We start from the raw sequence: 25,241 nt of genomic DNA, 5'->3' as shown, positions 1-25,241 counted from the left end.
ACGATCATGGGACGCAGGCTTGACCTGGACGACATTCAGGGAAACGTCATCCGCGCTTACGGGCGCTATTCCTTTCCTTTCGCACGCTATTTCTTTCTGAACATCGCGGATTGCGGCAAGGGTCGCCGCTTCGTCGACATTGTTCGTAAAAAGATCACCACCGGCGCGACCTGGCCCGAGGACAAGAAGCCCGCCGTCACCTGGAACATCGCCTTTACCTTCTTCGGTCTTTACAAGCTGCAGGTGCCGCAGCGCACCCTGCGCGGCATGCCCGAAGAGTTCATCTCGGGCATGCGCGACCGCGCCTTCATCCTTGGGGATCGCGATGTCACCAAGACCGAGGCCGAGGCCGTCGGCTGGGATTCGCAGTGGGACCCGATCTGGCGCGCGAACCGCAACGGCGACGGCGACGATTCCGACAATGTTCATATCTGGATCGCCCTGAACGCCCAGTTGAAGAAGCTGGGCACGGATGAGCCGGTCGATGAGCTGGAGCTCGAGACCCAATGGCTGCGCGATCTTTGCGCCGAGCTTGGCGGCGGGGTGAGCATTCTTGCGACCAATGGCCAGAATGGCGATCAGGAATACCAGTCGGCCTCGGCGCTGTTCTTTGAGAAAAACGGCCTGCTGGTCCCCTCGCCGACCGAGCATTTCGGCTTTGCCGATGCCATCGGCGATCCGGTCTTCAGGGGGCAGTTCTCGCCCGAACTGGAAAAGGAAGCCGTGATCGGCCGCGGCAAATGGATGTCCAAGGAAAAGGGATGGGAGCCGATCGAGACCGGTGAGTTCGTCCTGGGCCATCCCGACGAAAGCCAGGAACTGCCCCCGATCGCCCGGCCGCCGGAATTCATGACCAATGGCAGCTTCATGGCCTATCGCAAGCTGCACCAGAACGTCGCCACTTTCGATCAGATCGTCGCCGAAGAGGCCGAGACCTTTGCCAAGGTGCAGGGCGTCGGTCTGGAGGAAGCCCGCGAAACCCTGCGCGGCAAGATGTGCGGGCGTTGGTCCAATGGCGTGCCGCTGGCAGTTGCCCCGACCTATGCCGAATGGCTGGCCTTCAACGACAAGATGGGTTTTGCCGACCCCGATCCGTTCAAGGCGCTCAGAAAGCAGCTGGATTATATCCGCTCGCCCGCCGCGTCCGATTTCCGCTATGCCGATGACATGTTGGGCTACAAGACGCCGGTCGGCTCGCATCTTCGGCGGATGAGCACGCGGGACTATCTGGACCCGCTGAACCAGATCGGCATCGATCCCGCGACCGGTGAGCAGTTCAAGAATGAGAATGCGACATCCGGCCTGAACAAGCGCCGCCGCATCCTGCGCCGTGGTCTGCCCTATGGTCCGCGCGCCGGTGTCCAGAAAACCGACCAGACCGAACAGGGCGTCGCGATGATGTCGATGTGCGCCAGCCTGTCGCGCCAGTTCGAATTCGTGCAGCAGCAATGGACGCAATACGGGCTGGACTTCCATCAGGGCAACGACACCTGTCCGATGCTGGGCAATCACGACCGGCACAAGCGCTTCACCATCAATTCGGACCCGAAATCCGGCAAATGTCCCTTTGTGATGAGCAAGCTGAAAACATTCGTCGAATGCCGGGGCGGGGATTATTTCTTTGTCCCTTCAATGACATCGCTGCGCATGATGGCGATGGGCATTATCGACCCGACATGACGCGTTCGCCGAAAGGATAAGAGCATGTTTGCAGCACTGCGCAACGCGGTCACGACGGTTTTTGCGGTTCTGATGGTCTGGCTTGAGGGGATCGGGGCGGCTCTGGGGCTTCTGGTGCTGGGGGCGCGTCTGGCAGTGAGTGGCGGCTTTCGCCAGAATCTTGCCGTGGCCTTCAAGCAGGTCCCGACCCAGCGCATGGTCATGCAGGTGCTGCGGGCATTCGCGCCGAACCTTTCGCTCAAGCGGCAATTGGTGAAAGCCTATGACAACAGCGGCACGGTGATCGTGACCCGCAGCAATGACTGCCTTGATGTGCTGCGCCGCGACGAGGATTTCGAGGTCGTCTATGAAAGCCGGATGCGCCAGCTGACCGATGGCGATAATTTCTTTCTGGGGATGCAGCCGGGCTGGGATTACACGCGCGACACCTCGGCGATGCGGCTTGCGGCTCGCCGTCCCGACGTGGCCGAGATCGTCCTGCCTCGCGCGCGTGCCTTGGCGGATGAGATCGTCGCGAGCGGCAACGGCAGGTTGGATCTGCCCGCGCAACTTTCGCTTCAGGTTCCATGGGATATGACTGCGCGCTATTTCGGGGTCGGCGGCCCCGACGCCGCAACCATGCAGGAATGGACCACGACCCTGTTCTGGTACCTGTTCGAGGATCTGCCCGCCGACCCCGCCTTGCACGCGCGGGCGATGCAGGCCGCATCCGGGCTGCGCGTCTATCTTGATGCCGCGATCGCTGCACGCAAGGCGAACCCTTCTGATAATGCCGATCTGCTGAACCGCTGTCTGGCGCTGCAATCAGCGGGCACGCCGGGGATGAGCGATCTGGGCATCCGCAACAACCTGCTGGGCCTGCTGATCGGTGCGATTCCTACGATTTCAAAGGCTTGCTGCTATGCTCTGGATGAGCTGCTGAACCGCCCCGACGCCCTGCGCATCGCGCATCAGGCGGCTGTCTCGGGCGACGACGCCCTGCTTTCCCGCTGCATCTGGGAGGCGCTGCGCTTCAACCCCCATAACCCCATCATCTATCGCCGCGCCACCCGCGATGCGGTCATCGCCCAGTCGACCCTGCGCGAGGTTCGCGTCCGGAAAGACCAGATGGTCTTTGCCGCAACCCTCTCGGCGATGTTCGACCGCTATGCCGTCCCCAAGCCCAATGAGTTCCGTACCGACCGCCCGTTCGAGACCTACATCATCTGGGGTTACGGCCTGCACACCTGCTTCGGCGCCGCAATCAACGAGGCTGTCATCCCCGCTATCCTGAAACCCGTTCTTGCCCGCAAGAACCTGCGCCGGGCAGATGGTCCGGCCGGCCAGATCGACACCGGCCCCACCCCGCATCCGCAGCATTTTCATATCGAGTTTGACCGCTGAGAGCGTTCAGGTGCGTCCTTCGGGGATAGCGTCACACAGCAGAGTGATACTGTCTATGGCCTAAGGTTCTTCAGTTCGACGATGTTTCCGATTCCCAACCACGTGACTGTATTGGCGTCAAACCCAACCACATCGTGCAACAGGGCAGGGAGATGCGGCGACTTGTAGCCATCTCACGGTGTTTTCCTGCCAAACCGTGCCTCTAAACCCACGGCGCGGGCGCAGCTTGTGCTTACGTGGCTGTTCTGGCGCGGTCTACCGAGACGGCGATGCGCGCCGAGGATCGCCGCCTGTTACGCAGTGTCGAGCAGATCAAATCCGCCGCTTACAGACACAAGCTGCGACGTTGGAGGCGCCCCTTCCCACGACCCGATGATCGGGAGTGAGCTGACTGGATCGGCGGCCTCTTTCGCAGCATTCTCCATTCGAGGGGTGCCACCAGCTTGACTGGTGGTGAGCCTCAAGAATGCGGGAGAGGCCGAATGCATTTTTGCCGGGCTGGGTGTCCACCGGGCCACGCCTTCTGTCGCGGTGGCGCAGGCTGACCGCCTTGGTAATATCCGCCACTGTAGAATGAGTCCATATCGTCCCAACGATATCAGGAGGTTGACCGAGTGGCTGGGCGCCGGAGATGTCCAGCTTCACGTCTGCGATGAAGCAATACCTCTCGGATATGGGCGGACTGTCAGTTTGTCGAGTTTGGATATGACAGCACGTAACGGTGCCCTCGCTCACTCCAAATCAAAACGGTAGACCGGGTAAAAACCGATCGCCGAGACGCGGTGATGTGGGAAAAATTCACCGCGTTGGATAGCTGACCGGGGGTGTGGTACCGGACGCTAGCGCATGAGGCGATGCGGAATCTGATCTGGCCTCGAGTAATCGCGATGCGGGTGGTGCCGCAGGGCTTTCTGCTGCGTCATGGTCGGAACTATACCCGGAAAGAAGGTTGGACGTGGTCTACCGGCGCTGACTGGATCGTGTCCGAAAGCATGGCGCAGGAACGCCGACCTCCAGCGAGGTCTGAGGCAGTTCAGGAGGCCACAGCAAGCAGCCTGACGTTTTGATTGTCAGCGGGCGAGGCCTTCAAGGCTCATTTAGCGCCGCGCGACAGCCCATTCGTCATTGGTCTTGAGCATCGGTGCTCCGACGATGCGGACGAAGGCGTCGTCATGCGGGAAATCCCGATGACATCGGCCCGGCGCTTGATCTCGCGGCTCATCCTTTCGAGCGGGTTCGTCGCGCGATCTGTGTCCAATGCTCGCGTGGAAAGCACATGTAGGCGAGGACATCGTCGCGCGAGGCATCCATGAGAACACCGAGCGTGGGCTGTTTTTCGCGAAGCACCTAAGTCGCGACAGCGCACTACTCCTCGGCTACCTCCTTGGTGTCCTGAGCGAATATCGTCTTCAGCATTCCCGCCACCGTGCTGTGCTGCTTGGTGGGGGCATGGGCCAGCGCGTTTTGCATCCATTGCATGCGGCAGCCCGAAGGGGCTTGTGGCCGTCTGCGATCACCAGCTTCACGCCACGCAGCCCACGGTCGGCCAAAGACCGCGGGAACTCGGTCCAGAACCTCGGCCTCCGAGGGTCCGGTGGCCACGCCCAAAACTTCGCGCTTGCCATCCTCGTTGACCGCCACGGCCACTATGACGGCGCGGCTGATGATACGAACGCCTTGGCGCACCTTCAGGTAGGTGGCATCGAGCCAGAGGTTGGGCCCTGCGCCCCTCCGACGGGTGGTTCAGGAAGGTATTCACTCGTCGTTGATCTCGCCGCAGAGCCGGCTGACCTGGCCCTTGCACATCCCGCCCGCACCCATGGCTTTCACCAGTCGTCAACCGAACGCGTGGAAATCCCCTGCACATAGGCTTTCTGGATCACGGCCACGAGGGCCTTCTCGGCCGTGCGCCGGGGCTCAAGAAAGCTGGACAGATAACTGCCCTTGCGCAGCTTCGGAATCTGCAGCGCGATCCGCCCGGCCCGGGTGTCCCAGTCACGCTCGCGATATCCATTGCGCTGAACATCCCGCGGGGTCGTGCGCTCGCCTTTGGCCGCACAGGTTCGAAGCTCTATCTCGGCCTCCATGATACGCTCGGCCGCATAGGCCGGAATTTCGCGCAGCATTTCGCCGTCAGCCTGCTTTTCAATGAGTTCAAGCAGCGCCACTTTTTTTATCGGTCATCGTCATCGTCATCGTCATCGTCATCGTCATCGCAACCCAAACCTACCTCGAAGATCGACGATGGCCGCCGCCGTCGCGCCCGGTCGCGCGCGGGGCTAGGCCGGGGCTCCGCGCACGGCCTCCTACACCATCACCCGGGACACGGCCGGTGCCGGCTACAGACGGGATTGTATTGCCCTGCAGATCGTCCAGAGAGTCCGCTGTCGATCAGCGCACGATCCAACACCCGGGCTGTGTCTTGTTCAAAAATTGGAAAAGGATCGGGGAAATCTACGGCTGAACCAAGGCTGCCTGCGGACTGGCCTCGATCAACCTCGCTGCCTCGAGCGGGCCTATATCCGGAAATCTCAGCCGACCGCCAAGATTGTCGGCGATACGAAAACCAGAATACCCGCGCAAGAACACCGGCGACGCTCCGCACTAGCGGGGTGAAAACAGGGCCGGGGCAAAGGCCAATCACTGCCGACGCCTTCCCGGCCTGATCGCATTACATCGCCACGCGGCGAGGGCCTTTCCTCGCCGCATAGGTTTTGCAGGTCCATCCTTGGGCCGTTCGGTCAGCCGGAAGTCTTTGCCAGTCCTCCAGCAACGCCAACCCGCAACCGAAGTCAGGTCGCGTCGTAATGGCTGAAGACCGTCGTGCTGCCGTCCCTCTGGATGACGAAAACGTCATAGGCCTCGCGCTCGGATTCCGGTCCCATGCCCGGCGATCCCATCGGCATGCCGGGCACGGCCAGACCGATGGCGTCGGGGCGCTCATCAAGCAGGCGGCGGATATCGGCGACGGGCACATGACCTTCCAGCAGATAGCCACCGACCCGCGCGGTGTGGCACGAGACCATTTCCTCGGGGATGCCACCTTCGGTCTTGAAGCGCATGAGGGCGGCTCCGGCGCTGAGTTCGGTCGTCACCCGGAACCCCGCGGCCTCGACGATCTCGATCCAGGCGGAGCAGCAGCCGCAATTGGGGTCCTTCAGGACATGCATTTGCGGCCCGGTTCCCTGTGCTACGGCGGGCAGTGAGGCTGCAATCAGCACCACCCCGGCGGCCATCGTCGCCCTGCGCGAAAGCTTGATATCGTTCATTTTCGTGTCCTTTCAATCATCATGTCAGTGTTGTCAGGCAGAGACAGCGAACTCGGTCATCATGCCGGTCGCCAGATGCGGCATGTGGTGGCAATGCAGCATCCAGCGGGCGGCCTCACCTGCATCCAGTGCAATATCGACCATCGACATCGGCGGCACATAGACCGTGTCGCGCCTCGCGCCCGAGATCCGGCGACCGTTCAGGCCGACGACCTGAAACACATGACCATGCAGGTGCATCGGGTGGCCCATCATCGACATGTTGTGGAATGTCAGGACCACCCGCTCGCCCGTTCGGGCGATGACGGGCTGATGGTCGCCCCATGTCGCGCCATTGATCGTCCACCGATAGGGCTGCATCGTGCCGCCCAGCATCAGCATCTGGCTACGCGCGACGGGCCGGTCGGGCAGGGGGGCCATCGCGACAAGGCGTGCCTCTTGTGCCATGTCGGTATCGAAGGGCGGGGCATCGGCCTGCGCAAGCGGCGCGATGCGGGTGACCTTGGCCCCCGGCGGGGCAAGGATCAGGCCGGTGCGCTCTTTCGCGCCCTCGCGCAGCGCAAGGATCGGCCACGCGCCGCCTTCACCCGGCAGGTCGATTTCCAGATCCAGCCGCTGGCCCATGGCAAGGCCGAAGCGCGTGCCCGCAATCGGTTGAACCGGATGCCCGTCCACCGCGACCAGCCGCCCTTCGACCGCGCCGGTGTCGATCCAGAAAACCGTGGCGGCAGCGGCGTTGATGACCCGCAGCCGGATGCGACCTGCGCGTTCGACCTGTACCACCTCGGGGTCCGCGAGGGTCCGGTCATTGGCAAGATAGGCGTCCCAGTCATGATCGTTCAGGTCCATGGCCATGCCACCCATGGTGCTGTGGTCCATGCCCTGCATCATGCCCATGCCCGACATGTCATGCGCGGTCGAGGCACCATGCGCGGTCCCGCCGCTGATCTTGGCCAGAACCTCCTCGGGCGATTTGAAGGAAAAATCGTGCAGGAACATGACGACCTCCTGCCGATCCGCGCGCAGGTCCTCGGGGCTGCGAACGATCAGCGGCGCGGCGAGGAGTTGCATCTCTTGCGTGGGGATATGGCTGTGCATCCAGAATGTGCCCGGCATCGGCTGGAAGTCATAGGACCGCGTTTCTCCCGGTGACAGAAGCGGCATCGGCATGTCGGGCACGCCGTCCTGCGCATTGGGCGGGATCTGCCCGTGCCAATGGATGATCGTTGCCATGTCAAGATCGTTGGTCAGATCGACCCGGAAGCGTTGACCGGGGTCAAGGACCAGCCCCTGACCGCCGGGACCGGCAAGGCCAAGGACCGAGGCCGCGCGTCCGTCGATGTCGAGTGTTCGGCGGGTTGCCCTCAACGCTAAAGGCGTTGCCTGCGCAAAAGCGGCATGGGGCAGTTGGGCGGATGCCAAAGTGGCAGCGCCTGCGGCCAGAAAGCCGCGTCGGGTAACCGAATTCATGATCGTCTCCTCGGGATCGGGGTCCCGCGTTTCAGGTCCAATATGGCGCCGCGGGCAGTGGCCCGGACGCGATCAGAGGAGACGGGTTTGAGGGGGGCGTTCGTTCAGGTCCGGACTGTGGCCAAGGCCCATGCTGTCGACAGGTCGGACATGCGTGGTGGTGAAGTGATCGGCAAAGACATCGCCCTGCACCGGGGCAATAAAGCTGATCAAAGCGGCGCAGGCGGCTGCGCAGCTGTCGGCATCGCCAGCGCTGCAACCGGATTTTTCCCCGCAAGCCGTATGGGTGCTGTCCGCCATGGCCGCGTGCCCGGCATGGGCGGCAACGACCGCATCCTCCAGCGTCGTACGTGCCGCATGCGCTGTCGCTGCCGTCGCGACGATGGCAAGGGACAGGGCAGCAAGAAAGGCGATGATGCGGCGGACCATGGGGCAAAAGTTATAAAGGCCAGCAGGTGTTGTCCATTCCTGCCCATGTCGCAGCGCCGGTTCCGCCTGAACAATCGCGTGAACGCCTGCGCCTAGGATGCGCCGCATATTGAGCCGTTCCCGGAGGTCGCGTGGACCATCCCGGAAACGGCGAGAAGGCGAAGGAAACCGTCCGCCTTGATCAGCCCATCGCAAGCGCGTGGCGGACATAGGGCGCGACCTCATGTGCGCCTTCCCAGATCATCTTGAGCGCGACATAGAAGATCACGGCAAGGCCGACATAGGCGATCCAGCGGTGGCGGTTCAGCAGGCGGGCGATGAAGCTGGCGGCCAAACCCATCATCGCGATGGACAGGACCAACCCGACGACCAGAACCGTCAGATGCTCGCGCGCCGCGCCGGCAACCGCGAGGACGTTGTCGAGGCTCATCGAGACATCGGCGATGACGATCTGCGTCACCGCCTGCTTGAGCGTCTTTTGCTGCACTCCGCCCCCGACGGTGCCGTCGCCGTCAAGGTCATGATCCGCCAGCGCTTCCTCGGCCGCATGTTCCTCGGCGGCGCTGGTGCGCAGCTCGCGCCACATCTTCCAGCAGACCCAAAGCAGCAGGATGCCACCGGCCAGCAGCAGGCCGACGATCTGCAGCAGTTGCGTCGCCATGGCGGCAAAGATGATCCGCAGCACGGTCGCCGCGATGATGCCGATAAAGATGGCGCGGGGGCGCTGTTCCTTGGGCAGGCCAGCGGCGGCCAGGCCGATGACGATCGCGTTGTCGCCGGCCAGCACCAGGTCGATCCCGATGACGGCAAGAAGGGCGCTTAGTCCCTCTGGGGTGAATATTTCCATGATGATCGTTGGTCTTTCAGTTCAATCAGGTCGCAAACACGGGCGTCTGGATGAGTCGGGCCGGGCTCGCTCTGCCAGACGGAAAACATCTGTGGTGCCGGAATTCATCTGGTTTATCCATGGCTTGCCTTTGGAGTGCGGGAATCCGGCCGCGTCGTTCGATAGTTTAGGAACCTTGTAGTCCCGGATATCGGGGCTTGCCAGCGGGCAATCGGACGCGGCTTCCAAATCTGCTGACTGTGCCCGTTTGTCGCACATTCCCGCCGGAACAAGGCCGCCCTTGGCGCGTTTTGGCCGGACTATGGCGTGTGAACGGTGGGCTGGATGAAGACCTTCGTGACGTCGGCCCCCTGTGATGGTTCGCCCCATAAACCCTTCCTGCAGCGGGCCGCAGCCCTACCCTTAGGCCACAACCTAGAACCGAGGTAACCATGGGGAATAAGACCCATATCACAGCCCTTCTGCTGGCCGCGACCCTGTCGGGACCAGCATTTGCCCAAGACCCCATCGAACCCGCCGCGATCGAGGCGCTGCATGCCATGGGCGCGCATCTTGCCGGTCTTCAGACATTCGCGCTGACCTCGCAGACCGAGATGGAAGTAGTGCTGGACGACGATCAGAAGCTGCTGATCGGGGGCACCGTCCAGTATCAGGTCCAGCGACCCGATCACATGCGCATCGACCTCAAGACCGATGTCATCGACCGCCAGCTTTACTATGATGGCAAGACCGTCAGCTATGTCTCTCCGACCGAAGGCTATTACGCGCAGATCGAAAACGCGCCGCCGACGATCAAGGAGGTGCTAGACTACACCGCCGACACCTATTCGGTAAGCTTCCCGGCTGCGGACCTGTTCCAATGGGGAACCAAGGACGAGCCGATCGACCAGATCAAGGAAGCCTTCAAGGTCGGCACCGCCACGATCAATGGTGCGCAAACCGACCATTGGGCCTTCCGCACCGATGATCAGGATTGGGAGGTCTGGCTGCGCACCGATGGCACATCTCTGCCCGCGCGGATCTCGGTCGTGGATCGTCAGGACGACGCGCGGCCCCGCTTTGTCGCCACCTATTCCTGGGATGAGCAGGCCAAGCCCGCCAGCGATATCTTCACCTATCAGCCGCCCGAAGGCGCCAAGCAGATCGATTTCCTTGAAACCGAGCTGGCCCCTGACGACGAAACGGAGCCGCAGCAATGAACGTCCTTCTGAACACGCGACGGGGAGTCGCGGCATTGGTCATGGTCAGCCTTGGCGCGGCGGGGTTTGCCCCTGCGGCCGAGGCACGGGGCAGCTTTCACGGCGGTCGCAGCGGCGGGATGCATATGGGCCATCCCGGCACTCACGTGGTGATCCGCCCGAAACACCCCGGCGCGCATCCGAGCACGGCGCATCACAAGCCACCGCCACATGCCGGGCCCCATGCGAAACCCCATCCGCCTGCAGGGCACAAGCCGCCGCCACCGCGTCATGACGCGCATCACCGGCCGCCACCGCCGCGCCATCACGACGACCATCACGATGACCACCACGATCACCACGACCATCATCACCCCCGCGGCCCTTACTGGCCCGGATACTGGCATGACAATGATGATGATATCCTGTGGGGCGCGGCCACTGCGCTTGCGATCGGCAGCATCATTCGCAGTACCCCGTCGGGCTGTTCCGATGTGCAGGTCGGAAACCACATGTACAAGCATTGCGGCAATACCTGGCTGCAGGCCGCCTATAGCGGGCATCAACTTGTCTATGTCGCGGTCAGCGATCCGCGCTGACGGGCAGAGGCCTCGCCGGACATAGCGGTTCCAGGCGCCATTCGCGGTGAATGTCAGCCGTGCTGTACCTGGAGCCGTGCCTGATGCCACCCGCGTTGCAGGCTATCCTGATTTGCGGCATGTACCGTTGCCATGCCGCGAAAGGGACCCGATGCGCTGCCTGCTGATCGAAGACGATGCCGATCTGGCGACCTGGCTGGTGAAATCCCTGTCCGGCCGCGACATCTTTGCCGAATGGGAGGAAAGCGGCCTGATCGGCGTCCGGCGCGGATTGGCCGAGGATTACGACGCCATCATTCTCGATCTGGGCCTGCCCGACCTGAATGGGGCCGAGGTTCTGGCGCGCCTGCGCGCTGCCGGAGGCGCGGTCCCGATCCTTGTCGCCACCGCCCGCGACGATCTGTCCGAACGGGTGGCGCTGCTGCATGCCGGGGCCGACGACTTCCTGACCAAGCCCTTTGCGCTGGATGAGCTGGAAGCACGGCTGGTGGCGTTGGTGCGGCGCAGCCATGGGCGCGCGACCGGGAATTATGCCTGCGGGTCGCTAAGCTATGATCAGGCGACGCGCCAGTTCCGGCTGCGGGGCGATGCCCTGCCGCTCAGCCCTCGGGAACATGCGGTGCTGCGGCTGTTGATCATGCGGCATGGCGAGCCGCTGTCGAAAACCTACATCCTCGACCGGCTGATCGGCGAGGATGACAGCATGAATCCCGAAACCGTCGAGGTGATGATCTATCGCCTGCGCCGCAAGCTGGAAGGTTCGGACATGCGGATCGTGACCATGCGCGGCCTTGGCTACTTCCTTGAAGCCGATGCCGCGGACTAGGGTATCGCTGCGGGCCACCGTCGCCTTGTGGATGGTGCCGACGGTGCTGCTGTTCTTTAGCTCGTCCTGGTGGCTGACACAGGTCAATGTCAGCCAGCTTGCCGACAGCGCCTATGACCGGACGCTGGACGGGGCGCTGCGCGCGATCGAGGCGAATATCTCTTTGCAAAGCGGCGGATTGGGGGTCGATCTGCCCTATGCGCTTTTCGCCAGCCTGCGCACGACCTCGAAGGGAACGGTCTATTTCCGCGTGACCTCGGCGGACGGGCTGGTGCAGATCGGCGATGCGGCCTTGCCGCAGCCCCCCGATCTGAAACCCAACGAGACGCATTTCTTTGACGCGGAATATCTGGATCAGCGCGTGCGCATCGGGGCGCTGCGCACGACATTGCCCGCGCCGCTCTATGGCGCGGGGCAGGCGCAGGACGTGATCATCGAGGTGGCCGAGACGGCGGCCCCGCGCGAGGCCTCGCTGGAGCGTATCGCGAATGCGGCCTACTGGCGCGACGTGGTGGTGACGGGTCTTGGCCTTGGGCTGATGATCCTTGGCTTTGGCGCGGCCCTGCGCCCGCTTGAACGGCTGCGCCAACGCTTTGACCGGCGCGATCCAAGCGACCTGTCCCTGCTGGACGAGGATCAGCTTCCCGTCGAGGTCCGCCCGCTTGTGCAAAGCTTCAACGCGCTGCTTTTGCGTCATGCGGCGCTGGCCGGGGCGCAGCGGCGGTTTCTGGATGACGCCTCGCATCAGTTGCGCACGCCGATCAGCGTCTTGCGGATGCAGCTTGACCATGCGTTGCAAACCGCCGACCCCGCCGAGCGCGAGGAGACGCTGCGCGCGATGCGGGGCGTCATCGAACGCTCGGCCCGGACGACGGCCCAGATGCTGGCCCTGGCCCGTGCCGATGCCACGGCCATCGGGCAGGCGGGCGATCAGGTGGACCCGGCGCGCATCCTGTCCGAGGTCGCGCGTCTGCATCTGCAAGGGGCGCGGCGCAAGCGGCTGGTGCTGGATCTGGACCTGCCCGAGACGCCTCTGACCGTCCCCGCCCATGAAACCCTGATCTATGAGGCGCTGAGCAACCTTCTGGACAATGCCATCCGCCATTCGCCGATGGGCGGCACGATCCAGCTGTCCCTGACCGTGCAGGACGGCAGCATCCGTTTTGGCATCACGGATGAGGGGCCGGGGATGAGCGCCGAGGGGCTGGCCCGTCTGGGCGAAAGGTTCCGTTCCGACGGCGGGCATGGGTTGGGACTGGCACTTGTCCAATCCGTCGCCCGCGCGCATGGCGGGCGCGTGATCGCACAGAACCGCGACGGTGCCGGGCTGGATGTGCAACTGGAAATATCACGGGCAAACGCGGATTTTACCGTTCCCGTGACGGATCTGTAAGCTGTTTGACAGCTTCAAGGCGCTATGACGCCTGCCGGAGGACGGGAATCGCAGCGTTCCCCAGGAAAATATAAGGGGTGGCTGGATGAAAAGGTGTTGGCTTGGCTTGGTCCTGCTGTTGGCAGCATTGCTGCCCGGCATGGTGCAGGCCCAGTCTGTAACCGCGTCCGCGCCCGAGGATCAGACCAGCTGCATCGCCCCGGCCCAGCCCGAAGGCGGCTTCGACCTGACCTGCCGCGTCATCACCGAGGCGCTGAACGCGACGGCAATCCTGCCCCGGCCCATGCAGCGCAGCTTTCTGCCCGGCGGAGTGGGCGCGGTCGCCTTCAACGCCATGACCGGCCCCCGCGCGGCCGAGGCTGGCACTCTCGTCGCCTTTTCCGAGGGCACGATCTACAACCTTGTCAGGGGCAGTTTCGGCGATCACGACATCGGTGATGTGCGCTGGCTGGCGCAGGTCGCGCAGGATTACGGCGCGATCGTCGTGCGGGCCGACGCGCCTTGGGCCGATCTGCCCGCGCTGCTGGCGACTGCGCGCGATAACCCGCAATCCGTGGCCTTTGGCGGCGGCGGAACCATCGGCGGGCAGGACTGGATGCGCGCCGCGATGACCGCCGAACTCAGCGGCATCGACCGCCGCAAGCTGCGCTTCGTCGCCTTTGAGGGCGCGGGCAGCTGCACCGAGGCGCTGTTGGCCGGTTTTGTTCAGGCCTGCATGAATGACGTGGGCGACACGCGCACGGCGATGGATGCCGGCAAGCCTCTGCGCATCCTTGCGGCTTTCGCACCCCAGCGTCTGCCCGGTGCGCTGTCCGACATTCCGACCGCGCGCGAACAGGGGCTGGCGCTGGATTGGCCGGTGATGCGCGGCGTCTATATGGGTGCGCAGGTCAGCGAGCAGGACTTCGCCTTGTGGCAGACCCGGCTGGAACGGGTCATGGCCAGTCCCGAATATGCGCAGATCCTGCGACGATATCACTTGCAACCCCAACCGCTGACCGGAGCCGCGCTGAGGGACGAGATCCTTGGCATGGCGCAGGATGCCCGAGACCGCCTTGCGCGGTTGGGCACCCCCTGACCGGCCGCGAAACCCCGTAAATCCGGGCGGTTTCCGCCGCCCCAACAAGACCCAAAACACCGTCCCCGCGACAGGTGAACAGAGAGACTGCATGCTTACATTCCTTGCCTATGCCATGATCATCGTGTTCATGGCCGCCATCATGACCGGGCGCGTCTCGGCACTGATCGGCCTGATCCTTGTCCCGATCATTTTTGCCGCGCTGGCGGGCTTTGGCCCGGAAATTCCCGACCTGATCATGGACGGGCTGCGCAAGATCGCCCCGACTGCGGTGCTTCTGCTGTTCGCGATCCTCTATTTCGGGCTGATGATCGATGTCGGCCTGTTCGATCCGCTGGTGCGCTTTGTCGTCAAGACCTGCCACGGTGACCCCCTGCGCGTCATCGTCGGGACCTGTGCGCTGTCGATGGTCATTTCGCTGGATGGTGACGGCTCTACCACCTATCTGCTGGTGGTGACGGCGATGATGCCTCTGCATCTGAAGCTGGGGATCAACCCGCTGATCCTGCCCGCCGTGACCGTCATGCCGAACGCGATCATCAACGTCGCCCCTTGGGGCGGGCCGACGGCACGGGTCATGTCCTCGTTGCATACCGATGTCAGCCAGACCTTCCTGCCGCTGGTTCCGGCCATCGTCATGTCCTGCGCCGCTGCCTTGGCGATTGCCGCCTATTTCGGCCTGCAGGAACGTCGCCGCCTTGGCACGCTGGATTACGCGCTGGTCGGCAAGGACGATATCGAACGCCAGATGGCCGAGGCCAGCCGCGCCGTGGTCGAGCGCCCCGTCTGGCTGCAAGCCTTCAACGCCATCCTGACCGCCGGGATGATGACGCTGCTGGTCATGGATGTCGTGCCGCTGGCGCTGGTCTTCATGGTGGGCTTTGGCATCGCGATGCTGGTGAACTTCCCCAATGTGAACGAACAGCGCGACCGTATCGCCGCCCATGCCGGCTCGGTTCTGGCCGTCGTCGCGGTGGTCTTTGGCGCGGGTGCCTTTACCGGCATCATGATGGGCACCGGCATGACCGAGGCGCTGGCGCAAAGCGTCGTCGCCATGATCCCGGAAAGCGCGGGCAGCTATATCCCGCTGATTACCGCCGTGCTGTCGGCCCCCTTCACCTTCTTCCTGTCCAATGACGCCTTCTATTTCGGCGTGGTGCCGGTTCTGGCCGAGGCAGCCTCGCATTACGGCATCCCGCCCGAGGTGATCGCCCGCGCGTCGCTGATCGGCCAGCCGGTGCATATGCTGAGCCCGCTGGTTCCGGCAGCCTATGTGCTGACCGGCCTCGCCAAGGTCGAATTCGGCGCGCATCAGCGCTTTACCCTGAAATGGTCGGTGCTTCTGGCCTGCGTCATGCTGGTCGGCGCGATCATCACCGGCGCATTGCCGCTGGGCTGAGCGAAAGGACGCGGGCGGCCCGGCGCCGCCCGCGTCCATGTTAACAACCTGCCGAACTTGCCCACGCAGCAATCGGCGATGGGCCTGCAGATAGCCATGAAAAAGCCACCGCGCGCTTGGCTTTCGGCACTGCGTGGACCTTATCAAATCCATTCGACAGCGGCAGGCTCCGGGTGCTACAGACAAATAGAACTTATGTGAAATAAAGTCTGAATGCTCAGGAGGTTGTATGCCAGTATCCAAGGGCGGGCATGCGGCTCTTCCCTTGGGAGAGCGGCGGCAGGTGACCGCGATATTCGTGGATCTGGTCGGCTTCAGCAGCCTGGCCGCGCGTGCCGATGCCGAAGACCTGCAGACCTGGCTGGACGACTTCTATCGCCGTACCCAGCAGATCGTCGCGGCTGCGGGCGGCGAGGTGACCGAGTTTCTGGGTGACGGCATCGTGGCCATTTTCGGTCTGGGCCATGCCGATGAGTTTCAGGCCCTGCGCGCGATCGAGGCCGCCGCCCGCATCGTGGCCTCGCCGATGCCCGGTGTGGCGGGCTCCGATCCGGTCGCCCTGCGCGGCGGAATCGCTACCGGTGAGGTCGCGATCAGGCCCGTGCCCCCCTTGGTGGCGCGCCAGTCGCTGCCCCGGCTGACCGGATTGGTCACGACGCTGGCGCAGCGTTTGCAGGCAGCGGCGGCACCGGGTGAGGTGCTGGTCTGCGCCCGCACCGCCGCGCTTTGCCGCGATCGCCGGTTGACCCCGCGCAAGGGTCTGCATCTGAAGGGCTTCGAGGGCGAATATGAAGCCTATTCGGTGGAGCTGAGCGCCACTCCCCATGCCTTGCGGGTCGGCCGGACCTTTGTCGGCAGGCAGGCCGAACGCGCCTGTCTGCGCAATCTCGACCGGCCCTGCCTTGTGACCGGCGAGGCCGGGATCGGCAAATCGGCGCTGGTGAACAGCGTGATCGAGACCGCGCCCTCGCATGTGATCTTTGCAGCGGATGCGCTGAAGCGATCCGAAAGCCAGCATCCGTTCCGACAATGGCTCAGGTCGCGGATGGGCAGTGAATCCAGCGATTTCGCGCTGCTATGCGGCACATTCCCCAATCTTGTGCCGGATGATCAGCTGGCCCTGGCGCTGACGCTTGACCTGCCGCAGGGGCAGGCGCTGGTGGCGCGTTTCGCGCAGCTCGCCTTGCGCCAGCGGATCGAGGACGCGATTGCCCACACCGTCCTGATGGCCGTGCCCGCAGGCGGGGTGCTGGTCTTTGAGGACCTGCACTGGTTCGACCGGGCCAGCCTTGACACCCTGCGCCGTGTGCTTGAGCTGAATGGCGACCAGCGCGGCATCCTGCTGACCAGCCGCGATCCGGAAAGCGCCGCAGAGTTCCTGCAGGACCGGCAGATCATGCATCTGGAGCTTGCGCCGCTGGCCGCATCAGATGCCCGGAAGTTCATGGAGCTGGCGGGCGGCGCGGGTCTGGATGGTGCCGAGCAGAACCGCCTGATCCGCCATGCCGGCGGCGTGCCGCTGTTTCTGGAACAGTTGCTGATCCATCGGCTGGATCATCCGGGCAGCGATGCCTTGCCCGCCACGCTTGAGGACCTGCTGACCGCACGGATCGATGCGGCGGGCCCGGCGCGGGGGCTGCTGATGCAGGCCGCGATCATCGGCCGGGGCTTCTCGTTGCGGCTGCTCAAGGCGCTGGCCGCCCCGGCGGCGGATTGCCCCGAGATGCTGGAACGCGCCAGCGCGATGGGCATTGTCGAACATCTGGGCGATGACGGCTGGCGCTTTGTTCACGCCCTGCTGCATCAGGCCAGCTACCGCCAGATGCTGCGGGCCACGCTCGAGGGGCTGCATGCCCGCGTCGCCGACCTGCTGCAGGGCGAATGCGCCGATCTGCCCGGAAACAGCCCGGCCCTTCGCGCCAGCCATCGCGACCGCGCCCGGCAGTTTCTGCCAGCGGCGCAGGACTATATCGCTGCCGGGCGCGCGGCCATGCTGCAAGGCGCATTTACCGATGCCGAGGCGCATCTGCGATCCGCATTGCGCATGTGCCATCAGGGGGCTGCAGGACCGGGGGCCGATCTGCTGGAAATGTCGGCGCAGACCGCGCTGGGATCGGTGCTGATGCAGATGCAGGGCTATGCCGCCGCGCCGGTCCGCGAGGCCTTCGATGCCGTGCTGAACCTTGCCCGCGGCGCAACCGGGATGCCGGCCAGCGCTGCCGCCGCGCTTTTCGGCAGCTATTCCCATGCCATCATTGCGGGCGACCGGCCCCGTGCCGACCAGCTTTGCACCTTCCTTGAAACCGGCGCGCAGGCCGAACGCGGCCCGCTGCGCGAAACCTATCTGCTGGCCGCCCATACCGCCGCCAATTGCGGGCATTTCTACAGCGGAGAATTTCCCGCCCAGTTCCGCCGCATGGAGCAGATCCGGGCGATCTATGACATCCGCCGCCACGCCCCGATGATCGTCGATTTCGGCATGGACTGTTTCGCCGCCGCGCAGATGTTCGAGGTTCCCGCCCGCGTCATCTGCGGCGAAGGCCACCGTCTGGATGCCCTGATGGCCGAGACCGACGCCCATCAGCGGGCGCTGAACATTCCCGTCATGCAGCCCTATGCGCTGGTCTGGGGCGCGGTCCCGCTGTTTCATGCCGGGCGCAGCGATGAGGCGCTGCAACGTCTGGAACGCGGCATCGTCATCGCACGCGAACAGGGTCAGGCCTTCTGGCAGGTCATTGCGCGCTGCTGGCAACATGTCATCGATCCGACCCAGAGCGCGGATGCCGAGGGCTGCGCGGACTTCGCCCGCACCATCGCCACGCTCGAGACCATCGGCGCGTTGATCGGCATCCCCTATTTCAAGATGCATCTGGCCATGGCGCTGGCCCGAGGCGGCGATACCGCCGCGGCCGAGATACTGGCCGAACAAGCCGTCTCGGACGGGAACCGCTCGCGCCTGTGGTGCTGGCAATCCGAGACCCTGCGCCTGCGGGCGATGCTGCAGCGTCAGGCCCAGCAGCAAGACGAGGCCCTCCTGACCCTGCATCAGGCCTATTCCCTGTCGCAAGAGCAGGGCGCGATCCTGTGGCAGGTGCGCGCCGCGCTGGACCTGATCGATCTTGGCAGCCCCGCGAACCTGCTGACCTCGGCGCTGGCGGCACTGCCACCCGGCGCCGACATCCCGGAACTGCGAAGGGCGGAGCTTTCGCCGTGACGGTGCGCGGAGGCGGGCAATGGCGACCATGTGACGCGCGGCGAGCCTCTATCGTTTGCCCCTGCATCAGGATATAGCTGCGGCCATGACCGATATCCTTCCGCCGTGCCCCGAATGTCGTTCCACCTATACCTATCAGGTGGATGCCCTGCTGACCTGCCCGGAATGTGGCCATGAGTGGTCGCCCGAGGCTGCGGCGGAATCCGGGTTTGAGGTGCGCGACAGCGTCGGCAATCTGCTGGCCGATGGCGATACGGTCACGGTGATCAAGGATCTGAAGCTGAAGGGCTCGTCCAGCGTGATCAAGGTCGGGACCAAGGTGCGCGGCATCCGTGTGGTCGGCGGCGATCACGACATCGATTGCAAGATCCCCGGCGTCGGGCCGATCGGCCTCAAGTCGCAATTCGTCAAGAAGGTCACCGACTAGGACGTGCCTGCATGGGCCGAGCGCCTAGCGTTCGGCCAGCCGGTAGCCCACGCCCGGCTCGGTGAAGATCCAGCGCGGGTCGGCGGCGTCGTCACCCAGCTTCGCGCGCAGGTGACGGATATAGACGCGCAGATACTGGCTGTCCTCGGCATGGGCTGGACCCCAGATCGCTTTCAGAAGCATCTCTTGCGTGACCAGCCGCCCGGCATGGCTGGCCAGCAGCCACAGCAGGTCGAATTCCTTGCGGGTCAGCTTCAGGTCCTGACCGTCCAGACTGGCGCGGTGGTCCTCGGCGTCGATGGCCAGCGGGCCCAGTTCCAGCCGGGCCGCGCCGCCTTCGGACGCGCGGTCGCGCAGCAACCCGCGCAGCCGGGCCAGCAGCTCTCCGGTCGAAAAGGGCTTGGTCACGTAATCCTGCGCGCCCGCGTCCAGCGCGGCGATCTTGCCGGCCTCGTCGCTGCGCACCGACAGGACCAGCACCGGGACCGAGGACCATTCCCGCACCCGCTTCAGCACGGTGATCCCATCCGCATCCGGCAGGCCCAGATCCAGCACGATGGCGGCGGGAACTTCGCGTGCGGCCAGCGCCACCCCTTCATGCGCCGAGGCGGCTTCCGAGACCAGCCAGCCCTCGGCCTCCAGCGCGACGCGCAGGAAGCGGCGGATCGGCGTCTCGTCCTCGACGATCAGGATGCGGGCGGTCATGCGGGGCGCTCCGAGGCGGCAAAGGGCAGGGTCATCACGATGCGGGTGCCACGCCCATCCGGGTGAACGGGTTCGGCGGCAATCGTGCCGCCATGGGCTTCGACGATTCCCTTGCAGATGGCAAGGCCAAGCCCGGTGCCGACCTGTCCGCCATCGCCCTGTCCAGCGCGCCAGAACATGTCGAAGGCCAGCGCGGCAGAGCCCGGCGGCAGGCCCGGCCCCTCATCCTCGATTGCAAGGACGGCGTGGTCGCCCTGGCTGCGGGCGGTGACGCGGATCGGCGTGCCGGGGCCGGAATATTTGCGGGCATTGTCGAGGATATTGACCAGAACCTGTTCGATCAGGATCGGGTCGATGGCGGCGGGGGCCATGTCCTCGGGGACCAGTACCTCGACCGGATGGCCCTTCAGCGGGCCGCGCAGGCGGTGACGGGCGGCGCCGACCAATTCGCGCAGATCGCTGGGGGAAAGGTTCAGCCGCAGCGCGCCATGGCCCAGCCGGGTCATGTCCAGCAGGTTCTGGATGTAGCGATCCAGCCGCTCGCCTTCCTCGCGGATGGTGTCGATCAGGATGTCGCGGCCCGTCTCGTCCAACCCTGGCTGGTCCAGCCCGCCCGCCGCCCCAAGGATCGAGACCAGCGGCGTGCGCAGGTCATGACTGACCGATGAAAGCAGCGCGGTGCGCAGCCGCTCGGCCTCGCTGGCGACGCGGGTCTGGGCCAGATCCTCGGACAGGCGGATACGCTCCAGCGCCAGCGCGACCTGATCGGCAAGGGCCTCCAGCAGGCGACGGTCGCCGGGATCGGGCTCGCGCCCGTCTTCATGCGCGATGCCCAATGTGCCGATGCGGCGTTCGGCCTGACCCAACGGCAGGAACAGCCAGCGCGAAGCGGGCAGCGTGGCCGAGCCGCGCCCGGCAGGCTCGCCATGTTCATAGGCGTAGCGGGCGGCGGACATTTCGCGCGGGGCCAGACGGTCCTCGGGGGGGAAGGCCCCGGCGATGGCCAGCTGACCATTGCCGTCGGGCACCAGCAGGATCGATTCCGCCTCAAGCACGGTGGCGACATGGCTGACGGCCGCCCAGACCACGTCGTCAAAGCCCGCCGCCGCCGCCGCCTTGCGCGAGAAGTCGTAAAGCTTGCGCGTGCGGTCCGCGATGGCGCGCTGCGCGATCACCCGTCCGCGCAGCCGCGCGGCAAGGTTGCCGGTCAGGATCGAGGCGACAAGGAACAGCACCAGCGTCAGGAACTGGCCCTGATCCCAGATTGTCAGGGTAAAGCGCGGCGGGGTGAACAGGAAGTTATAGGCCAGAAAGCTGAGGCCTGCCGTCGCCACCGAAGGCCACAGCCCAAAGCGCGAGGCGACGGCCACGACCGCCGTCATGTAGATCAGCGACAGGCTGAGGACCGGGATCAGCCGGTCCGCCGCCGCCGCAATCAGGCTGACCCCCGCCACCGTGGCTACGACCACGGCGGCAAGGCGCAGGATCTGGGGCAGGGCCAGCGCGGGCGCGCTGCGGCGATGACGCGCCGGACGGCCATCGTCGCCAACCAGCGTCAGTTCGTATTCGGTGGCCATCCGGGTCAGGCCATTTGCCAGCCGCTCATGCGCGGTGGGGATCAGCCGTGCCAGCCGGTTCCGTGCGGGCGGGCGCGGCAGGATGATGCGGCGGATATTCAGGCGGCGGGCAAAATCCAGCACCTCGGCGGCGGCGTCGCCTTCGACCTGCAGCACGGAATTGTCCGCACCCAGCCGCTCGGCCAGCCGCAGTGCCGCGCCGGGCGTGTCGGATGCCTCGCGCCGGGCGGCTTCCTCGGCGCGCAGGCTGGTCAGGGCCAGCACGAACCATTCCGTCCGCGCCCGGTCGGCCGAGCGCTTGCCGATGCGGATCGCGTCGCGCCCGGCGGCGCCTTCGGGCAGCAGGACAAGGATGCGCTCCTGCGTGGGCCAGGGGCCTTCGATGGCATTGGCGGCCATGTGTTCCTGCAATTGCGCGTCCACCCGGTCGGCGGCAGTGCGCATGGCCAGTTCGCGCAGCGCGGTCAGGTTGCCCTTGGCAAAGAAATTCGCCACCGCCCGCGCCGCCTGATCCTGCACATAGACCTTGCCCGCGCGCAGGCGCTCGATCAGCTCATCCGGGGGCAGGTCGATCAGTTCGATCTGGTCGGCCATTTCCAGAACGCGGTCGGGCACGGTCTCGCGCACGCGGATGCCGGTGATGCGGGCAACAGTGTCGTTCAGCGTTTCGACATGCTGGACGTTCAGGGTGGTATAGACATCGATCCCGGCGGCCAGCACGTCCTCGACATCCTGCCAGCGCTTGTCGTGACGTCCGCCCGACAGGTTGGAATGGGCCAGCTCATCGATCAGGGCAATGTCGGGACGGGCGGCGATCAACGCGTCCACGTCCATTTCCTGCAGGATGCGCCCACCATGCAGCACACGGCGGCGGGGCAGCACGGTCAGATCGCGCAGCAGGGCCTCGGTCTCGGCGCGGCCATGGGTCTCGGCCACGCCGACCAGAACATGCTGACCCTCGGCCAGCCGGGACCGGGCGGCTTCCAGCATGGCATAGGTCTTGCCCACGCCCGGCGCCGCGCCCAGAAAGACCTTGAGCCGCCCGCGGTTTTCACGGCGGGCTTCGGGCAACAGGGCCTCGGGTTCGGGGCGGCGCGGTTCGGGCATGGGCGTCCTCAGTTGCCGCCAGAGGGCGTCATCGGCATCGCCTCGTCAAGCGCGAGGTTGGTCAGCAGCACATTGACGCGCGCCTCGCCGTAAAGCCCCCAAAGCGGCTGGGTGACGTGACCTGCGATGACCGCCTGCACGGCGTCGGGATCGACCCCGCGCGCCTTGGCGATGCGGATCGCCTGCGCCGTCGCATTCGCCACCGATATCTCGGGGTCCAGCCCCGAGCCCGAGGCCGTCACCGCATCCACCGGCGCGGGCGCGCCATTCGTCGCCTGATAGGCGGCCCGGCGTTCAGCGATCTGCCGCGCCAGCTCCGCCGAGCCGGACGACAGGTTCGAAGCCCCGCTGGGCATGGTCGCGTAATCGACCGCCGAGGGGCGCGGGTGCAGATAGCCTGCCCCGGCAAAGGGCTGCGCGACCAGCGCCGAGCCGATGGGCTGGCCGTCGCGCAGGATGATGCTGGCTTGCGACAGGTCGGGCGCGATTACCCGCGCCAACCCGGTCATCGCCAGCGGATAGGCCAGCCCGGTCAGCAGGGTCATGGCGACCAGCATGGTCGCGGCGGGGCGGATCTGGTTGAGCATGATGGGCAACTCCTATGCCAGCCCCAGCGCGGTCACGCCCATGTCGATCAGCTTGATGCCGATGAAGGGCGCGACGATGCCGCCAAGGCCATAGATGGTCAGGTTCCGGCGCAGCAATGCCGCAGCGCTGGCAGGCTGGTATGCGACCCCGCGCAGCGCCAGCGGGATCAGGGCCACGATGATCAGCGCGTTGAAGATCACCGCCGAGAGGATGGCGCTTTGCGGGCTGGACAGGCCCATGACGTTCAGCACCCCAAGCCCCGGATAGGCGGCCACAAAGATCGCGGGCAGGATGGCGAAATACTTGGCCACGTCATTGGCGATGCTGAAGGTTGTCAGCGCGCCCCGGCTGATCAGCAACTGCTTGCCGACCATCACCACCTCGATCAGCTTGGTCGGGTCGCTGTCCAGATCGATCAGGTTCGCGGCCTCCTTGGCGGCAGGCGTGCCCGAGTTCATGGCGACGCCCACATCCGCCTGCGCCAGCGCCGGCGCGTCGTTCGAGCCGTCTCCGCACATGGCGACCAGCCGCCCGCCCGCCTGTTCCTTGCGGATGTAGTCCAGCTTCATCTCGGGCGTGGCTTCGGCAAGGAAATCGTCCACCCCGGCCTCGGCGGCAATGGCGGCGGCAGTCAGCGGGTTGTCCCCGGTGATCATCACCGTGCGGATGCCCATGGCGCGCAGCGCGACAAAGCGTTCGCGCATGCCGGGCTTGATCACATCCTTCAGGTGGATCGCGCCAAGGATCTGGTCATTTTCGGCGACCAGCAGGGGCGTGCCGCCGGAACGCGCAATCTCGTCCACGCGGGCGCGCAGGGCGGGATCGGTGCTTTGGCCGGTAAAGCGCTCGATCGCGTCGACCGCCCCCTTGCGCAACCGGATGCCTGCGAAATCCACCCCCGACAGCCGCGACTGCGCCGAAAACGGCACCGGGACCGAGCCTGGCTCGGGGATACGGGTGACGGTCTGCAGCTGCCTTTCGGCCAGCTCGACGATGGATTTGCCCTCGGGCGTGTCATCGGAAAGCGAGGCCAGAAACGCCGCCATCGCCAGCTTGCGCGCATCCGTACCGCGGGCCGGGACAAAGGCGTCGGCCATGCGATTGCCAAAGGTGATCGTGCCGGTTTTGTCCAGCAGCAGGATGTCGACATCGCCCGCTGCCTCGACCGCGCGGCCGGATTTGGCGATGACATTGGCCCGCACCAGCCGATCCATGCCCGCGATGCCGATGGCGGAAAGCAGCCCCCCGATCGTGGTCGGGATCAGCGTTACAAACAGCGCGGCCAGGGTGATGACCGGGATGACGATGCCCGAGTAGCGTGCAAAGGGTTCCAGTGTCACCACCACGATCAGAAAGATCAGCGTCAGCCCGGCCAGCAGGATGTTCAGCGCGATCTCGTTCGGGGTCCTCTGGCGTTCAGCCCCCTCGACCAGCGCGATCATCCGGTCAAGGAAGCTTTTGCCCGGCTCGGCGGTGATGCGGATGATCAGGCTGTCCGAGACGATCCGCGTCCCCCCCGTCACCGAGCAGCGGTCGCCGCCGCTTTCGCGAATTACCGGGGCGCTTTCCCCGGTAATCGCGCTTTCATCGACCGAGGCGACGCCCCGGATCACCTCGGCATCGGTGGGGATCAGATCGCCCGCCTCGACCAGCACCAGCTGCCCGGCCCGCAGCGCGCCCGAGGGCACCAGCCGCGGTGCCTGATCGGCCTCATGCGCCAGCAGCTTGACCGTGGTTTCCGCCTTGGTGGCGCGCAGGCTGTCGGCACGGGCCTTGCCACGGCCCTCGGCCAGCGCCTCGGCGAAATTGGCAAAGATCACGCAGACCCACAGCCAGAAGGCGATCTGGATGCTGACCGCCGCGCCGGGCGTGCCGATGGCCATATCGCGCAGCGCCAGCGCGCTGGTCAGGGTGGCGGTGACGGCGGTGACGAAGATCACCGGATTGCCCATCAGCGCGCGGGGGTGAAGTTTTACGAACGCGGCGCGCAAGGCTGCGCCGTATAGCCCGGCAGGGGGCGATTGGGCGGATATCTGGGCGGTTTCGGTGGACATCTTGATGGTCCTCATGGA

The 25,241-nt window shown here is 65.2% G+C and carries 18 protein-coding genes and 1 pseudogene; 10 read left to right on the top strand and 9 right to left on the bottom strand.

Annotated features, from left to right (window positions below; all coding sequences use genetic code 11):
* Positions 1-6: 6 nt before the first annotated feature.
* Entirely contained in the window at positions 7-1,680 is a 1,674-nt protein-coding gene (locus tag IB235_RS12215; protein WP_192336964.1) for a peroxidase, read from the top strand.
* Positions 1,681-1,704: 24 nt separating this feature from the next.
* A complete protein-coding gene (locus tag IB235_RS12210; RefSeq protein ID WP_225612253.1) occupies positions 1,705-3,063 on the top strand; it encodes a cytochrome P450 in 1,359 nt (452 codons plus the stop codon).
* 1,033 nt (positions 3,064-4,096) lie between these two features.
* Here the strand turns inward: IB235_RS12210 and IB235_RS12205 are convergent.
* The 5 genes and pseudogenes from IB235_RS12205 to IB235_RS12185 form a co-directional block, all read right to left on the bottom strand.
* Positions 4,097-5,189: pseudogene (locus IB235_RS12205) on the bottom strand (IS256 family transposase).
* A 666-nt stretch (positions 5,190-5,855) separates the two neighbouring features.
* Positions 5,856-6,332, bottom strand: a complete 477-nt coding sequence (locus tag IB235_RS12200; RefSeq protein ID WP_192336963.1) for a DUF411 domain-containing protein — start codon at positions 6,330-6,332, stop codon at positions 5,856-5,858.
* A 33-nt stretch (positions 6,333-6,365) separates the two neighbouring features.
* Positions 6,366-7,802, bottom strand: coding sequence for a multicopper oxidase family protein (locus IB235_RS12195; protein ID WP_192336962.1), 1,437 nt, complete (start codon positions 7,800-7,802; stop codon positions 6,366-6,368).
* A 72-nt stretch (positions 7,803-7,874) separates the two neighbouring features.
* Positions 7,875-8,231 (bottom strand): hypothetical protein, encoded by a 357-nt coding sequence (locus IB235_RS12190; protein ID WP_192336961.1) that lies wholly within the window; start codon positions 8,229-8,231, stop codon positions 7,875-7,877.
* A 181-nt stretch (positions 8,232-8,412) separates the two neighbouring features.
* Positions 8,413-9,078 carry a TerC family protein gene (locus tag IB235_RS12185; RefSeq protein ID WP_155040984.1) on the bottom strand — a complete coding sequence of 222 codons (666 nt, stop codon included), beginning with the start codon at positions 9,076-9,078 and terminating at the stop codon, positions 8,413-8,415.
* Between the two features lie 431 nt (positions 9,079-9,509).
* Between IB235_RS12185 and IB235_RS12180 the strand changes: the two genes are divergently transcribed.
* From IB235_RS12180 to IB235_RS12145, 8 genes are all read left to right on the top strand, one after another.
* Positions 9,510-10,277: a DUF2092 domain-containing protein gene (locus IB235_RS12180; protein WP_192336960.1), complete on the top strand. Its 768-nt coding sequence runs from the start codon at positions 9,510-9,512 to the stop codon at positions 10,275-10,277.
* Positions 10,274-10,855: a hypothetical protein gene (locus IB235_RS12175; RefSeq protein ID WP_192337031.1), complete on the top strand. Its 582-nt coding sequence runs from the start codon at positions 10,274-10,276 to the stop codon at positions 10,853-10,855. Before IB235_RS12180 ends, IB235_RS12175 begins: the two co-directional genes overlap by 4 nt.
* 151 nt (positions 10,856-11,006) lie before the next feature.
* Positions 11,007-11,681, top strand: coding sequence for a response regulator (locus IB235_RS12170; RefSeq protein WP_155040987.1), 675 nt, complete (start codon positions 11,007-11,009; stop codon positions 11,679-11,681).
* On the top strand, positions 11,668-13,074 hold the full coding sequence (locus IB235_RS12165) for a sensor histidine kinase (RefSeq protein ID WP_192336959.1): 1,407 nt from the start codon (positions 11,668-11,670) through the stop codon (positions 13,072-13,074). Before IB235_RS12170 ends, IB235_RS12165 begins: the two co-directional genes overlap by 14 nt.
* Before the next feature lie 85 nt (positions 13,075-13,159).
* Complete coding sequence (locus IB235_RS12160) at positions 13,160-14,152, top strand: tripartite tricarboxylate transporter substrate binding protein (RefSeq protein ID WP_192336958.1); 993 nt, start codon at positions 13,160-13,162, stop codon at positions 14,150-14,152.
* Positions 14,153-14,243: 91 nt separating this feature from the next.
* Positions 14,244-15,551 carry a CitMHS family transporter gene (locus IB235_RS12155; RefSeq protein ID WP_155040989.1) on the top strand — a complete coding sequence of 436 codons (1,308 nt, stop codon included), beginning with the start codon at positions 14,244-14,246 and terminating at the stop codon, positions 15,549-15,551.
* Positions 15,552-15,780: 229 nt separating this feature from the next.
* Positions 15,781-18,765, top strand: coding sequence for an adenylate/guanylate cyclase domain-containing protein (locus IB235_RS12150; RefSeq protein WP_192336957.1), 2,985 nt, complete (start codon positions 15,781-15,783; stop codon positions 18,763-18,765).
* Between the two features lie 85 nt (positions 18,766-18,850).
* Positions 18,851-19,192, top strand: a complete 342-nt coding sequence (locus IB235_RS12145) for a zinc ribbon domain-containing protein YjdM (protein ID WP_192336956.1) — start codon at positions 18,851-18,853, stop codon at positions 19,190-19,192.
* Between the two features lie 24 nt (positions 19,193-19,216).
* Here the strand turns inward: IB235_RS12145 and IB235_RS12140 are convergent, their stop codons facing one another.
* Genes IB235_RS12140 through kdpB form a run of 4 tightly spaced genes read right to left on the bottom strand, consistent with a single transcriptional unit; the run spans position 19,217 to position 25,223 of the window.
* Entirely contained in the window at positions 19,217-19,897 is a 681-nt protein-coding gene (locus tag IB235_RS12140) for a response regulator (protein ID WP_192336955.1), read from the bottom strand.
* Positions 19,894-22,581, bottom strand: a complete 2,688-nt coding sequence (locus tag IB235_RS12135; protein ID WP_192336954.1) for a sensor histidine kinase KdpD — start codon at positions 22,579-22,581, stop codon at positions 19,894-19,896. The genes IB235_RS12140 and IB235_RS12135 overlap by 4 nt, the downstream gene beginning before the upstream one ends.
* An 8-nt stretch (positions 22,582-22,589) precedes the next feature.
* A complete protein-coding gene (gene kdpC, locus IB235_RS12130) occupies positions 22,590-23,168 on the bottom strand; it encodes a potassium-transporting ATPase subunit KdpC (RefSeq protein ID WP_192336953.1) in 579 nt (192 codons plus the stop codon).
* A 12-nt stretch (positions 23,169-23,180) separates the two neighbouring features.
* Positions 23,181-25,223 (bottom strand): potassium-transporting ATPase subunit KdpB, encoded by a 2,043-nt coding sequence (kdpB, locus tag IB235_RS12125; RefSeq protein ID WP_225612251.1) that lies wholly within the window; start codon positions 25,221-25,223, stop codon positions 23,181-23,183.
* Positions 25,224-25,241: the final 18 nt, after the last annotated feature.

Source organism: Paracoccus sp. PAR01, from assembly GCF_014851995.1.
GTDB classification, from domain to species: Bacteria; Pseudomonadota; Alphaproteobacteria; order Rhodobacterales; family Rhodobacteraceae; genus Paracoccus; species Paracoccus litorisediminis.
The sequence above is the reverse complement of the archived record's forward strand: the minus strand, read 5'-3'. Positions and strand labels throughout refer to the sequence as shown.

Excerpts from the sequence above, each read along its gene's own strand:
- IB235_RS12155 (WP_155040989.1), top strand. The coding sequence starts at position 14,244 with ATGCTTACATTCCTTGCCTATGCCATGATCATCGTGTTCATGGCCGCC.
- IB235_RS12140 (WP_192336955.1), bottom strand. The coding sequence starts at position 19,897 with ATGACCGCCCGCATCCTGATCGTCGAGGACGAGACGCCGATCCGCCGC.
- IB235_RS12215 (WP_192336964.1), top strand. The coding sequence starts at position 7 with ATGGGACGCAGGCTTGACCTGGACGACATTCAGGGAAACGTCATCCGC.
- kdpC (WP_192336953.1), bottom strand. The coding sequence starts at position 23,168 with ATGCTCAACCAGATCCGCCCCGCCGCGACCATGCTGGTCGCCATGACC.
- IB235_RS12175 (WP_192337031.1), top strand. The coding sequence starts at position 10,274 with ATGAACGTCCTTCTGAACACGCGACGGGGAGTCGCGGCATTGGTCATG.
- IB235_RS12165 (WP_192336959.1), top strand. The coding sequence starts at position 11,668 with ATGCCGCGGACTAGGGTATCGCTGCGGGCCACCGTCGCCTTGTGGATG.
- IB235_RS12210 (WP_225612253.1), top strand. The coding sequence starts at position 1,705 with ATGTTTGCAGCACTGCGCAACGCGGTCACGACGGTTTTTGCGGTTCTG.
- IB235_RS12195 (WP_192336962.1), bottom strand. The coding sequence starts at position 7,802 with ATGAATTCGGTTACCCGACGCGGCTTTCTGGCCGCAGGCGCTGCCACT.
- IB235_RS12145 (WP_192336956.1), top strand. The coding sequence starts at position 18,851 with ATGACCGATATCCTTCCGCCGTGCCCCGAATGTCGTTCCACCTATACC.
- kdpB (WP_225612251.1), bottom strand. The coding sequence starts at position 25,223 with ATGTCCACCGAAACCGCCCAGATATCCGCCCAATCGCCCCCTGCCGGG.
- IB235_RS12180 (WP_192336960.1), top strand. The coding sequence starts at position 9,510 with ATGGGGAATAAGACCCATATCACAGCCCTTCTGCTGGCCGCGACCCTG.
- IB235_RS12190 (WP_192336961.1), bottom strand. The coding sequence starts at position 8,231 with ATGGTCCGCCGCATCATCGCCTTTCTTGCTGCCCTGTCCCTTGCCATC.
- IB235_RS12135 (WP_192336954.1), bottom strand. The coding sequence starts at position 22,581 with ATGCCCGAACCGCGCCGCCCCGAACCCGAGGCCCTGTTGCCCGAAGCC.
- IB235_RS12185 (WP_155040984.1), bottom strand. The coding sequence starts at position 9,078 with ATGGAAATATTCACCCCAGAGGGACTAAGCGCCCTTCTTGCCGTCATC.
- IB235_RS12150 (WP_192336957.1), top strand. The coding sequence starts at position 15,781 with ATGCCAGTATCCAAGGGCGGGCATGCGGCTCTTCCCTTGGGAGAGCGG.
- IB235_RS12160 (WP_192336958.1), top strand. The coding sequence starts at position 13,160 with ATGAAAAGGTGTTGGCTTGGCTTGGTCCTGCTGTTGGCAGCATTGCTG.
- IB235_RS12170 (WP_155040987.1), top strand. The coding sequence starts at position 11,007 with ATGCGCTGCCTGCTGATCGAAGACGATGCCGATCTGGCGACCTGGCTG.
- IB235_RS12200 (WP_192336963.1), bottom strand. The coding sequence starts at position 6,332 with ATGAACGATATCAAGCTTTCGCGCAGGGCGACGATGGCCGCCGGGGTG.